This window comes from Rhodoferax sp. AJA081-3 (assembly GCF_017798165.1).
GTDB lineage: Bacteria > Pseudomonadota > Gammaproteobacteria > Burkholderiales > Burkholderiaceae_C > Allorhodoferax.
In genome coordinates this window covers 1,163,120-1,175,215 of sequence record NZ_CP059068.1, presented here as the reverse complement: position 1 = coordinate 1,175,215, position 12,096 = coordinate 1,163,120, and the positions used below count along the sequence as shown (strand labels likewise).

Below are 12,096 nucleotides of genomic sequence, written 5' to 3'. Positions count from 1 at the left end.
CGTTTTGGGTCAATCAATGGCGTAGATTGATTGCAGCATGACCGAAGCCCTGCCATCGGTGTTGTCGCGACTACGAGCGGTGACTCGGTAGCGCTTGCAGTTCAGGTTGTTTATATTGTCCGAAGGGTCACAGGGAAAACCTGTACCTAGAAATTCAACAAAATATTGCGGGGTGACCGCCAGCGTACCGCTTCCTACGGTTGTCGCATCTTTCCAGTCACTAAAGCTGCTGTTCATCCATCGAGGTGTATCACTCGCAAGAGGAGTTGAGCAAAGCATCAGCCCACTGACAACCGCACAACCCGATCCTACTGGGTCGGCCGGTTTGCCTTCAACCAGGGCTTCTGCCTCTCGCAATGCTGATTCGGTTGCCTGAAACGCCAAGCTACGGTCGTATGTTTGTCCTGCCATGCGCTCTTCCATGGCTATGCCACGGATGGCCGCGACACCCAGCAAGCTCATCACCAGCAACAAGATGAGACTAATAATTAGTGCTACACCCTTTTGAGCAGGTGCCACCTTGGTGCGCTGTAGAAATAGAGTTTTCATGGCAGCTATCAATATAAGAGGTCGCGACTGCGGAAACCTACGACGTGAATTAACTTGCGTTCAATCGTCACATGATTCTCCCCAACCTTTTCATCGCTTTGCAGTGTCAAGGTTATGCGTGCGGCGACGGCTTGCTCAACATTGTCCTTTGTCCATCCTCCGTTAGCTGTTGAGAAAATTGGATTGGGGTTGGCCGGCACGGTAGGGTCATTCGCCGGAATCCAAGAGGTGGCGAGGGTGTTGGCGGTTTTATTCTTTGTCAAGTATTCAATCTGCATGTCGCTAACACCATCCAAGATTTCCTCGCGTTCGGTCGTGGCAATCATCGCGCCGCCCACCGATTTTCTGATGATTTTGGTCCGGTAAAGAGACTTCTTGCCTGCGCTGTTAACGCCCACATACCAAAACGTTGATAAGAGTTTTACTACTACGCCCCCGCTTGTAAACTGTTTGACGGCAGGCGGTGTTGTTGGGCAATCGCTCGGAGTTGGATAACCTAAATCACCGCTGCAGTTGTAGTTACCCGCATCTTGCGCATGATTGATATTTTTGGTGGATGGACTTACCGTTTCAATCTGGAAGATAGCTGCGGAATTCATGTCGCAGGCGATGAGAACGTCTTTGGGGTCAAGATCTGTAACCGAGTCAACAGTGATGTCGTGGGTGGATGTGTCGTGGGCACTTACAATTTTTCCGTCCTGGGCGGCACGAATCACCAGTACGGCATCCGTTCCAGCAGCGCGGTCTGCGTTACCAGTGCCAATTGCCACCATGGCAGTCATATCTTGGCCCGCGTCGTAGCCTTGGATCGTGCCCAAGTTCCAATCCGCCCACCACGGAATCGCAGAGGATGCGCGAATCACATTTGCAACCAGAGGGGTGCCGCACGGGTTGGTACCAGCTTCGCGCAGGTCGCGTGCCATAAAGTCAAACGCTATCCGCGCGTCTTCCTGCATGCGTGCAATATTTTCGTTGGTTCGAAAAGACTCCCTATTGGTGACAAAAACATTGAGCACGCCGGCTATAAGAACCAACCCAAGCACTATCGAGACCATGAGCTCGACGAGTGTGAAACCGCTCTGGCCCTTTAAGCTGGACGGCCCAGAGACGTAGCCGTATTGAGGCTTGCGGTTACCGAGGTGTTGCAAAAAGATGGACATAGTTCGTGGCGTCATAGAGTTGTCTTTGTTTCCACTATCTGTTCACCTATCCCGCCAGCACGAGTGTCGTCCCACTTCACCTGAACGATGCAAACTCCGTCAGCGTCGCACAAAACCGCACCACAAGTGGTGGAGTCACTGGCGTTGCCAATGGTTGACTTAAGCGATTCAACCCAATGCTTGAGGTTAACTTTGGCCAAGCTGGTTCCGGTGACGGCTGCTGCATCACAATAGGGTCCAATCACCCCGCCGGAAAGAGAACCCGTGTTGTAGTTCAAAGACTTGGCGCTGTCTTTGTCAACACGCATGGCATCCAAAATGTAATAGCTCATCATGACGGCTTGCGTGCGTTGCATGCTGCTTTGGTTACCTTTGAGAGCTCGAATTTGCATCGCCGCCATACCCAGTACGCCCAGACTCAAAACGAGCAAGGCCACCAGAATTTCAATTAAGGTGGCGCCACCCGCATATCGACGATTGGGTGAGCGGGCAAATGGTTGTCTGGTTTGCATTTCAATATCCAGCGTAATCAAGGTGAAGGGCATGTATCAGCCACGTTGCTCTGCACGGTCATGGTGATACGTCCAGCGCTGTTTAGCGTCAGATTGCGTGCTCGCTTGTCATTAGTTAGAGCAGATGATGTACTGCAGACACGTATGGTTCCGGTCCAAAAACCGCCGCCGCTCATGGCCTTTGATTGACCGTCTGCCGAGTACGAAATGTAAGGCAAATTGCCATTGACTACGATGCCAGCTGGTAACGGAGGATAGATCGTGGCTACCGTTTCACCGGTATCCACAGCCGCTGATGTTCCGCTGCGCGTCGTGTCCACAAATGAAATCCAGCCCTGGTGCCAACCACCAGTATCTGTGCACGATGCGCCATCCGCGCTCATGCAAACTGTTGTACGGTTGCCCACTTTGATGGCATTGGAGCGCGCCTGTGCGAATGCTGCAATTAAATCGTTGGTCGCGGTCGTCAACCGCGACGAGGCGATCATTGCCTGAAAACTGGGAGCTGCCAACGCAAGCAACACGGCCAGTATGGCGACAGTAATCATCAGCTCAATGATCGTGAAACCACGTAGGCGGAACCCAGGAGTGCTTAAATTGGCGTAGTTCATCGTATTGGTACATCACTGAAGATGCGATCTTGGTTGATTAGACACCGGGCCGGCTATCCTCGCACAGGATTTCCGCCAAGCGGCACGGTTTGCTCGACAAATGGGCCAGACACTTGGTTGAGCCAAAGCTGGAGGTGGTGAGTTGCCGCAGGGAGGCCTACCGCCTCACCTCATCCACCAACGTCTTGAAGTCGTCAATATCCTCAAAACTGCGGTACACACTGGCAAAGCGCACATAGGCCACTTTGTCGAGCTTCTTCAGCTCACGCATGACCAGTTCACCAATACGGCCGGACTGGACTTCGCGCAGACCCAGGTTTAGCAACTTTTCTTCAATCCGCTCAATGGCGCTGTCGATCTGTTCGGTGCTGACCGGGCGTTTGCGCAGGGCTAGATTGAAAGACGCCAACAGCTTGGCGCGCTCATATTCAATGCGGCGCCCATCCTTCTTGACGATGGAAGGGTAGTTGACGTCCGGGCGTTCGTAGGTGGTGAAGCGTTTTTCGCACGACCCACACTGGCGGCGGCGGCGGATGAAATCCCCGTCCTCGGCTATCCGGGTCTCCACAACCTGGGTTTCGGAATGGCTACAGAACGGGCATTTCATAGGGGGTAGTGGGCCAAGGCCCTTAAGTGAAATTGGCCTCTAGCCCCCGTGAAACAAGCGCAGTATGCTATCAAAGTTATAGTAACTGCGCTTTGCATAGTGCTTAACCGTAGACCGGGAAGCGCGCGGTCAAGGCATGCACCTTAGCCCGCACGGCGTCGATGTTGGCTGCATCGTGCGGGTTGTCCAGCACGTCGGCGATCAGGTGGGCGGTGGCGCGCACCTCGTCTTCCTTGAAGCCGCGGGTGGTCATGGCTGGGGTTCCCAGGCGGATGCCGCTGGTGACCATGGGTTTTTGCGGGTCGTTCGGAATGCCGTTCTTGTTGCAGGTCATGTGGGCCAAGCCCAAAACCGCCTCGGCTTCCTTGCCGGTCATGTTCTTGGGGCGCAGGTCCACCAGCATGACGTGGCTCTCGGTGCGGCCGGAAACGATGCGCAGGCCGCGCTCGGTCAGTGTGTCAGCCAAAACCTTGGCATTTTTGACCACTTGCGTCTGGTAAGCCTTGAACTCGGGTGTCAGCGCCTCTTTGAAGGCCACAGCCTTGCCGGCGATGACGTGCATCAGTGGGCCGCCCTGAATACCAGGGAAGATGGCCGAGTTGATCTTCTTGGCAATCGCCTCGTCATTCGTCAGGATGATGCCACCGCGCGGGCCGCGCAGGCTCTTGTGTGTGGTGGATGTGACCACGTCGGCGTAGGGCAGGGGGTTGGGGTAGACGCCCGCGGCCACCAGGCCGGCGTAGTGGGCCATATCGACCATGAAGTAAGCGCCGATTTCCTTGGCAATCTTGCCAAAGCGTTCAAAATCGATACGCAGCGCAAAGGCCGAGGCGCCAGCGATGATGAGCTTGGGCTTCTTCTCGCGGGCCAGCGCTTCCATGGCGGCGTAGTCGATGTCTTCCTGGGCGTCCAGGCCGTAGGAAATGACATTGAACCACTTGCCGCTCATGTTCAGCGGCATACCGTGGGTCAGGTGGCCACCTTCGGCCAGGCTCATGCCCATGATGGTGTCACCGGGCTGCAGCAGGGCGAAGAACGCGCCCTGGTTGGCCTGCGAACCCGAGTTGGGCTGCACATTGGCGAAGTTGGCGCCAAACAATTGCTTGAGGCGGTCGATGGCGAGTTGTTCGACCACGTCCACGTTCTCGCAGCCGCCGTAGTAGCGCTTGCCGGGGTAGCCTTCGGCGTACTTGTTGGTCAGCTGGCTGCCTTGCGCGGCCATGACGGCGGGGGAGCAGTAGTTTTCAGAGGCGATCAGCTCGATGTGGTCTTCCTGGCGGGCGTTCTCGGCCACGATGGCGGCCCACACTTCGGGGTCAGCTTGTTCGACGAGGATATTGCGGTGGTACATGGCAGTCCTTTTAAGACAATGAACCTTGGGTCAACGCGTGTTGAAACGACATGAAACAAGGGCTGCCCAGGCGAACGGCTGAACGCAAACACCTGTGCAGATGCTGCGGCACGCTTCCCAGTGGTGATCCCACGTCAGCGCCTCAAACCTTTGGGCTTGGGCGCCTATCGCCAGTCGCGTACGGTATGGAGTTTACCCGAGCCAGCCCGCCAACCTGGCGGGCTGCTGGTTAAGAGTTCAGTACGCTGGCCACCACTTCGGGCGCAATTTCTGTCGGCGCTTCAACAGGAGCTTGTTTCGCGGGAATCAGCCGGGGCTCGGTAACCGGCGCACTGCGGCCTGTGGACACCATCAGCAGACGGTTGTGTTCGGCCAGCACTTTAGCGGTGTAACCACCGTCGTCTTCCAGATTGCCAGCGCCGACATAAAGTTTGAGACCACCTTCGATGGAACCGGCACGTGCAACACACTCTTGCAGCACCTTGACGCCCACCCGCAAGTTGGACACAGGGTCAAAAGCAGCGAGTTTGCCGCCAAAACCCATGTACTTGTCGCTGTGGATCTTGGTCATGACCTGCATCAGACCCTGGGCGCCCACTGGGCTTTGGGCAAAGGGGTTAAAGCCCGATTCGATGGCCATGATGGCCAGGATCAGGGTTGGATCGATTTTGGCGCGGGCGCCGATCTCGAAGGCCTCAGCAACAAGAGCACTCAAGGGCTCAGGTGCCACGTTGTACTTCTTGCTCAGCCAAAAGGCAACGGCGGCTTGCTGTTTAGGCAGGCTTTGCGGGTTGGCTGCCGTAGCACGTTCGACGGCTTCGGTATCACCAACAATGCCGGTGACGACGGTCTGGCGGGATTGGAGCCAGCTCATCAACTGGACTTCTCCCGCCTGGCGGATTTCTGGCCTTGCGGTCAGGGTGATCACGGCAAACATGACGGCCAGGCCCAAGAGGGCGAATCCGTTGTGCGTGATTTCAAAGAAACCTTGGGCGATATCGCTGGCCACTGTGGCCATGCCCTTGGTGAATTTTTCGGTCGCTGTCATAGCTCTTCCTTCTTAGGCGGGCGCTTCAAGTTTCTCGCGCTGTGGACAGTGCGATGACGTCAGGCACCACGTTTGGGTTGGTACGCTATCAATATCCTGCGGCGTCGTTTCGACATGTGCAGCGATTTGAATATGCCGGGTTCGGCAGCGGTTGCGGGTTATCCCTAGGCAAAACTAGGAATGGGCGGATTCTAGGGGGCCTGGATATACCGAGTCAACAATATTAAATAGGTTTGTTATTCTATTTTTCATCGTTAATAGCGCCAAACCTAGGCTGGACGCTGCATTTCAGCGGGTTGCCGGACCCTGAAAATCTCCCAATCACAGCCCCCAAATCCATTGAAAAACCGATTTGAAATCGTGTTGGCGGCGGATTAGACTGCAGTTGCCTGTTGATTCAGGTTATGTTCCGGCAGTAGCCAGTCCGTACCCCAGGGTACCTGTGATGAAGCGGCCCCGGTAACTGTTAAGGAGGCAATCTATTGCTTCTAGTGCAATGCGGGACTTCAATCTCCCGCACTGCCAGCCCTGACGGCATGGACCTCTGGTCAGCCGTCGAGCCCGAGAGACTGGCCGTATGGTTAGGCTCCCGGGCTTTCTTCATTGGCTTCCTCCTTTTGTTCTCCCTAGAAAATGCCCAGTGAGCGCGGCGGCACTCTATATATAGTGTGTTGGTGCATGGTGTTCTTGGAGGAGGGCCTCATGACCAAGAAACAGTAGCGACAGCGTTGGAGCGTCATTAGCTATTGTTTTTATAGCTGAATGGCCTTATTTTGCGGGGGCTAGGGGCTCATTTCACGTTTACAGTTCAACTGAATGAGAGGCTGCGCAGTGTGCCTGCAATGGGCCCGGACAAAAACCATATGCCTCGATCCATTTCGCGGCGAAAATACAGGGTTGCAGATTTCTATTCAACCTATTCCCGAGCCTACCGTGACGTCGACTTCTACCGCCAAAAACAACGATATAGCCCATTTAGACAGTCTGACCGGTGGCGCTTTCACAGCCCCCACTTCCGGCGAGCGTTCTGCCCGCGTGCGGGACTGGTTGCTGACCAGCCCCAGCGCCGAACAGCTGGCCGATGTCTTCAAAGAGCTGAGCATCAAGGACAAGGGCGCTGCCAAACTCGTCCGTGAAAAGATCGACGAAGCCAAGCGCCAAAAGGGCCAGGAATCCCTGGCCGCCGACTGGGCCGCCAAGGCCCAGGCGCTGTTGGACATGGTCAAGCTCAATATTGCCGACGCCTTGGCCTGGCAGCGTGATGCCGCCAAAGCCGGTGCGCCGTTGAGCCGCGAGCCCCTGGCTGCGCTCAAGACCCAATTGGCCGAGCGCGTGCGGGTCATCGAAGACCTGCAGCGCCGCGTGCAGGTGCAGCGCGAAGCTGCAGTATTGCTGGCGCAGCGCATTGAGGTGTTGTCCACCAAGTCTTGGCAAGACGCCCAGGCGGCGCTGGATGCTCTGCGGGTTGACGTCGACCAGTGGCAGGCCCAAGCCGCCCAACTGGCGGCCGATACCAGCTGGGCCAGTGTGGATGCCAAGTTCCCGCCCTTGCTGGACGCCTCGCGCGGCCAACTGTTGGTGGTGTGGGAAGCCTTCCAGGGCGCTTTGGCCTTGGCCGTGGCTGCTGCGCAAGACGCCGCGGCACCGTTGCCCCCCGTGCCCATGTGGGCCAACGAGTTGCGCACTGCGCGTGGTGTGCCCATCGAGGCACCGGCCAAACAGGCCAAACCCAAGATCGACCCCGAAGTGCGCGCCAAGGCTACTGCCAGCGTGCGCGAAGTCTTGACCACGCTGGAATCCGAAATTGCCGAAGGCCATGGCAAGGCCAGCGCCGGTGCAGCCAACGCGCTGCGCCATGCCCTCAAGGAATTTGGCCGCCTGATCGACGACAAGCTCGAAAACCAGGCACATGCCGCCTTGGCCGCCGCCGGTGAACTGGAAGGCTGGCAGCGTTGGCGCGCCGACCAGCTGCGCGAAGCGCTGGTCGCCCAGGCAGAAGGCCTGCTCAAGCGCCCCGAAGGCCAGGCCATCGGTGGTCGCAAGATGCAGGAGACCCTGCGCTCCTTGCGTGACCAGTGGAAACAAACCGACCAAGGCGGTGCGCCCAACCACGCCATGTGGAAGCGTTTTGACGAAGCCTGCAACGAAGCCCACAAAGTGGTCGAAGCCTGGCTGGACAAAGTCCGCGCCGAATCCGCCGAACACAAGGCCCAGCGCCTGGCGCTGATCGAAGAAGTGAACGCATGGGCTGCCGCCAACCGCACCGCGCTGGACGACGACTGGAAAGGCTTCAACCGTATCCTGCACCAGTTCGGCGACCGTTGGCGCGAAGCGGGCCACCTGGGTGAAAAGGCGTTTGCCGAACTGCAGCCCCTGTGGAAGGCCGCGATTGGCAACGCCGCTGCGCCGCTGGAAGCCCTGCAGGCCGAAAGCCTGGCTCTGCGCCACGCCATGATCGAAGAGGCCAAGATTCTGGGCACAGCGCCCGAGTTGCGCATCGATGCCGTCAAGGCCTTGCAGCAGCGCTGGCAAGCCCAGGCGCACCGCGTGCCCATGGACCGCCGCCAGGAGCAAAAGCTGTGGGACGCCTTCCGCAAACCGATTGACGACGCCTTCAACCGCAAGACTGCAGACCGTGAAAAGGCCGAAGCCTCGCTGGGCGCACGGGACAAGATGGTGCTGCAAGCTGCCAAGGCGCTGGACGCCGCCAATGCTTCGGGCGATGCCCAAGCCATCCGCGCCGCCATGGCTGCTTTGGAAGCCGCATTGCAGGGCCAAGCCCAGGCGCAGGCCGAGGTCACCAATGCGGGCACCCAGGAAAGCCAGGCCAAGGCTGCTGTTCAGGCCAATGACTCTGAGCAAAGTGTGGCTTTAGCCCCCGCGGAATCTACATCTGGTGCTACAGAAGTTGTAGTAAATCCCGAGACGGTGCAGGAAGTTCCTGTGGCCGATGCCGCGCCTGCGCCTGCCCCTGCCCCCAAGCCCGCACCCAAGCCAGTGATTGCGATGCGGGGCGATGACCGCCCTGGCATGAAGAAAGAAGCACCGGCGGCTGCCGGTCCCCGTGGGGCCGGCAAGTTTGGCGACCGCAAGGACAGCAACCCGCGCGGCCCACGCGATGGCAAGTCTGGCCCCCGTACGGACGACCGTGGTGGCGCACCGCGTGGTGATGGCCGTACCGGTGGCCGTTTTGGTTCCGACACGCGCGGTGGATACGAATCACGGCCTGAAGCACCACGCCTGGGCGATGCCGCCTTCCGCGCCCAACGCGACGCCTTGGAGCAAGCGCAATACGCACTGAAGAAACTGGCCATGCAGGCCCACGGTGAAGCACTGACCCAACTGCTGACCGCGTGGGAAAAACGCGACCCCAGCCTGGTGCCTGGCGCACAAGACCTTGGCAACCGCGCGCCACCGGCGACCCGCAATGCCTGGGTGCACGCACTGGGCGAAGCCTCCGCGGCGACGGCTAAAGCGGCCGATCCGCATGTGGCGCTGCTGCGTCTGGAGATGGCCGCCGAAGTGCCAACCCCGGCCGAAGACCTGGACGCACGCCGCAGCCTGCAGTTGCAGTTGCTGACCCGCCGCAACGATCCGCCACCGGCGCAAACCTGGGGCCAGGACACGGCCGCTGTGTTTGCTGGTCCATTCAATCCGCAGGCGGCGCGCCGGGTGCAAAATGTGCTGAAAGTGTTGCTGAAAAAATAGCGAGCGATCGCCCGCACGGTCGCGCGCGGCCTTGCGGCGATACCTGTGCGGCAGCAGGTAATTGTGGAAGAATGGGCAGTCCACCGCGGTGGACATGGCTTCTTGTACAAGGGGAAACTGTGGACTCCATCGAAGACCTGCTGCGGCGCCTGGAACAGCTCAACGCCATTGGCTCGGCGCTGTCCAAAGAGCGCGACATCACCCGGCTGCTGGAAAGCATACTGGTGGCTGCCAAAACCATCACCCATGCCGACGGTGGCACCCTGTACCGTGTCACGGAGGATGGGCAGGCCCTGCGGTTTGAAATTATCAAGACCGATTCGCTGAAGATCGCCATGGGCGGCACGTCGGGCAGACCGATCGACTTTCCCAATCTGCCTTTGCAGGATGCCAGCGGGCAGCCCAACGACTCGTTGGTCGCGGCCTATGCCGCCATCCACAAGCAAACTGTCAACATCTCCGACGCTTATACCGAACCCAACTTCGATTTCTCGGGCACCCGGCAGTTTGATGCCCGCACCGGCTACCGCTCGCAATCCTTCCTGGCCGTGCCCATGAAGGACCATGAGGGTGATGTGATTGGTGTGTTGCAGCTGATCAATGCCAAGCGCAAACGCACCGGCGAAGTGGTGTCGTTTTCAACGGCGGACCAAAGCCTGGCAGAGTCACTTGCGTCGCAGGCTGCCATTGCCATCACCAACCGCAACCTCATGTCGCAGTTGGAAGAGCTGTTTGAATCCTTCATCAGCCTGATCAATCTGGCCATTGACGAAAAATCGCACTACACCGGTGGCCATTGCCAGCGCGTGCCTGCCCTGACCATGATGTTGGCCGAGGCCGTCAACGCCAACCGCGAAGGGCCGCTGGCGGCGTTCACCATGGACGAACGCGACCGTTACGAGCTCAAGATCGCCGGGCTGCTGCACGACTGCGGCAAGGTGACCACACCGGTGCACGTGGTGGACAAAGCGACCAAGTTGCAGACGCTGTTCGACCGTATCGAATTGGTGGACACGCGTATTGAAGTCTTGAAACGCGACCAGGAGATCGCGGCCCTGCGCGCCCAGCTGGAGCTGCGCACACAGAGCGACGCCGCGGCCGAGGCGCAGGCGTGGACGCAGTGCCGAGACAACATCGCGGCCCTTGAGGCCGACCGCGCCTTCTTGCGGGTTGTCAACGTCGGGGCCGAAGGCATGAAGGACGCTGATCTGCAGCGTGTGCGCGACATTGGCCAGCGCCACACCTGGCGCAATGTGAACGGGCTGGAGTCCGAGTTGTTAACGCCCGATGAGATCGAAAACCTGACCATACGCGGTGGCACGCTGACGGCCGGGGAGCGCAACACCATCAACCACCACATTGTTGCCACCATCAAGATGCTGGAACAGTTGCCCTGGCCCAAACATTTGAAGAACGTGCCGGAATACGCGGGTGGCCACCATGAGCGTATGGACGGCAAGGGTTACCCCAAAGGCCTGACGCGGGACCAGATGTCGGTGCAGGCCCGCATCATGGGTATTGCCGATATTTTTGAAGCCTTGACGGCCAAGGACAGGCCGTACAAACAAGGCATGAAACTGTCCCAGGCCATGGGCATCATGTACAAGTTCAAGACCGGTGGGCACATTGACCCGGATCTGTTTGATATCTTCTTCAACGAAGGTGTTTACCTGCGGTATGCCCACCAGTTTCTGGACCCGTGGCAGATTGATACCGTGGACGCGCGGGCCTGGAATTAGTTTTCGTGTGGACCCACTGCCATGGACGGTGGGATACGTTCAAGCGTAAAACGCTCGGTGGTGTTTTTTACACTGGCAAGGCGCAGGCGTAACACTTCTGCGCGGGGTGGTTGCGCGGACAAGTCCCAGTCGCTGAGCACCAGGCGTTCGCGACCCACATTCAAGCGGTGTTTGGCTGGACGGTGCGTGTGACCATGCACCAAGTAGCGTGCATGTGTGGAGTCCAACAGGTCGTTGGCAGCCTGGAAATCCACATCCGCATACACCGTATCGCTGCGCTTGCGTGCCTCACTTTGAGCCCGTATGCCGCGTGCGATGGCCATGCGATCGGCAAGAGGTTTTGCCAAAAAGTCGCGTTGCCACTCTGGTTTGCGCACCTGGGCCCGGAACTGCATGTAGTCCGTATCGTCCAGGCATTGGGCGTCACCATGGACCAGCAACCAGCGGACGTTGGCAAACGACAGAATGCAAGGCTCGGGCAGCAGCGTGCACCCACAAGCAGCCATCAAGGCAGAACCCATCAGGAAGTCGCGGTTGCCACACAGAATGTAGATGTCCATACGGCCAGAAGCGGCGCGCAGCACATCGGCACATTGCTGCTCGAAGCCCCCCTCTGGGGACAACAAAATGTCGTCACCCACCCAGACTTCAAACAGGTCACCCAGGATAAAGACCGCATCGGCGGTGGTGTGGAGCAGGTAGTCGCGCCAGGCCTGGAAGGTTAGGCCGTCGGACGCCTGCAGGTGGATGTCCGAAATGAAATCGACACAGGCCCAGCGGGATGGTGCAACGAGTTCCATCCCGCCGATGG

10 protein-coding genes and 1 riboswitch are annotated in these 12,096 nt (G+C 58.6%); of the genes, 2 read left to right on the top strand and 8 right to left on the bottom strand.

Features of this window, described 5'->3' with window-relative positions; genetic code table 11:
• Positions 1 to 9: 9 nt before the first annotated feature.
• The 7 genes from HZ993_RS05480 to HZ993_RS05450 form a co-directional block, all read right to left on the bottom strand.
• Positions 10 to 549, bottom strand: a complete 540-nt coding sequence (locus tag HZ993_RS05480) for a PilX N-terminal domain-containing pilus assembly protein (protein ID WP_209396251.1) — start codon at positions 547 to 549, stop codon at positions 10 to 12.
• Positions 550 to 557: 8 nt separating this feature from the next.
• On the bottom strand, positions 558 to 1,709 hold the full coding sequence (locus HZ993_RS05475; protein WP_209396250.1) for a PilW family protein: 1,152 nt from the start codon (positions 1,707 to 1,709) through the stop codon (positions 558 to 560).
• An 11-nt stretch (positions 1,710 to 1,720) separates the two neighbouring features.
• Complete coding sequence (gene pilV / locus HZ993_RS05470) at positions 1,721 to 2,254, bottom strand: type IV pilus modification protein PilV (RefSeq protein WP_209396249.1); 534 nt, start codon at positions 2,252 to 2,254, stop codon at positions 1,721 to 1,723.
• The gene (locus HZ993_RS05465) at positions 2,239 to 2,832 is read right to left on the bottom strand and encodes a GspH/FimT family pseudopilin (protein WP_209396248.1); all 594 of its coding nucleotides are present in this window, start codon (positions 2,830 to 2,832) and stop codon (positions 2,239 to 2,241) included. Before HZ993_RS05465 ends, pilV begins: the two co-directional genes overlap by 16 nt.
• Before the next feature lie 157 nt (positions 2,833 to 2,989).
• Positions 2,990 to 3,439 carry a transcriptional regulator NrdR gene (nrdR, locus tag HZ993_RS05460; RefSeq protein ID WP_209396247.1) on the bottom strand — a complete coding sequence of 150 codons (450 nt, stop codon included), beginning with the start codon at positions 3,437 to 3,439 and terminating at the stop codon, positions 2,990 to 2,992.
• 103 nt (positions 3,440 to 3,542) lie between these two features.
• On the bottom strand, positions 3,543 to 4,790 hold the full coding sequence (gene glyA, locus HZ993_RS05455; protein WP_209396246.1) for a serine hydroxymethyltransferase: 1,248 nt from the start codon (positions 4,788 to 4,790) through the stop codon (positions 3,543 to 3,545).
• A 57-nt stretch (positions 4,791 to 4,847) separates the two neighbouring features.
• Positions 4,848 to 4,978, bottom strand: a riboswitch (ZMP/ZTP riboswitch).
• A 41-nt stretch (positions 4,979 to 5,019) separates the two neighbouring features.
• Positions 5,020 to 5,838: a lytic transglycosylase domain-containing protein gene (locus tag HZ993_RS05450; RefSeq protein ID WP_209396245.1), complete on the bottom strand. Its 819-nt coding sequence runs from the start codon at positions 5,836 to 5,838 to the stop codon at positions 5,020 to 5,022.
• A gap of 933 nt (positions 5,839 to 6,771) precedes the next feature.
• Between HZ993_RS05450 and HZ993_RS05445 the strand changes: the two genes are divergently transcribed.
• On the top strand, positions 6,772 to 9,546 hold the full coding sequence (locus HZ993_RS05445) for a DUF349 domain-containing protein (RefSeq protein ID WP_245213828.1): 2,775 nt from the start codon (positions 6,772 to 6,774) through the stop codon (positions 9,544 to 9,546).
• Between the two features lie 119 nt (positions 9,547 to 9,665).
• The gene (locus tag HZ993_RS05440) at positions 9,666 to 11,285 is read left to right on the top strand and encodes an HD domain-containing phosphohydrolase (protein WP_371816965.1); all 1,620 of its coding nucleotides are present in this window, start codon (positions 9,666 to 9,668) and stop codon (positions 11,283 to 11,285) included.
• Here HZ993_RS05440 and HZ993_RS05435 read toward each other — a convergent pair.
• Positions 11,282 to 12,085 carry a UDP-2,3-diacylglucosamine diphosphatase gene (locus HZ993_RS05435; RefSeq protein WP_209396242.1) on the bottom strand — a complete coding sequence of 268 codons (804 nt, stop codon included), beginning with the start codon at positions 12,083 to 12,085 and terminating at the stop codon, positions 11,282 to 11,284. The genes HZ993_RS05440 and HZ993_RS05435 overlap by 4 nt on opposite strands.
• Positions 12,086 to 12,096 lie beyond the last annotated feature (11 nt).

Bases quoted from the DNA above. Each gene is read 5' to 3' on its own strand.
- HZ993_RS05480 (WP_209396251.1), bottom strand. From the start codon at position 549: ATGAAAACTCTATTTCTACAGCGCACCAAGGTGGCACCTGCTCAAAAG.
- HZ993_RS05475 (WP_209396250.1), bottom strand. From the start codon at position 1,709: ATGTCCATCTTTTTGCAACACCTCGGTAACCGCAAGCCTCAATACGGC.
- pilV (WP_209396249.1), bottom strand. From the start codon at position 2,254: ATGCCCTTCACCTTGATTACGCTGGATATTGAAATGCAAACCAGACAA.
- HZ993_RS05465 (WP_209396248.1), bottom strand. From the start codon at position 2,832: ATGAACTACGCCAATTTAAGCACTCCTGGGTTCCGCCTACGTGGTTTC.
- nrdR (WP_209396247.1), bottom strand. From the start codon at position 3,439: ATGAAATGCCCGTTCTGTAGCCATTCCGAAACCCAGGTTGTGGAGACC.
- glyA (WP_209396246.1), bottom strand. From the start codon at position 4,790: ATGTACCACCGCAATATCCTCGTCGAACAAGCTGACCCCGAAGTGTGG.
- HZ993_RS05450 (WP_209396245.1), bottom strand. From the start codon at position 5,838: ATGACAGCGACCGAAAAATTCACCAAGGGCATGGCCACAGTGGCCAGC.
- HZ993_RS05435 (WP_209396242.1), bottom strand. From the start codon at position 12,085: ATGGAACTCGTTGCACCATCCCGCTGGGCCTGTGTCGATTTCATTTCG.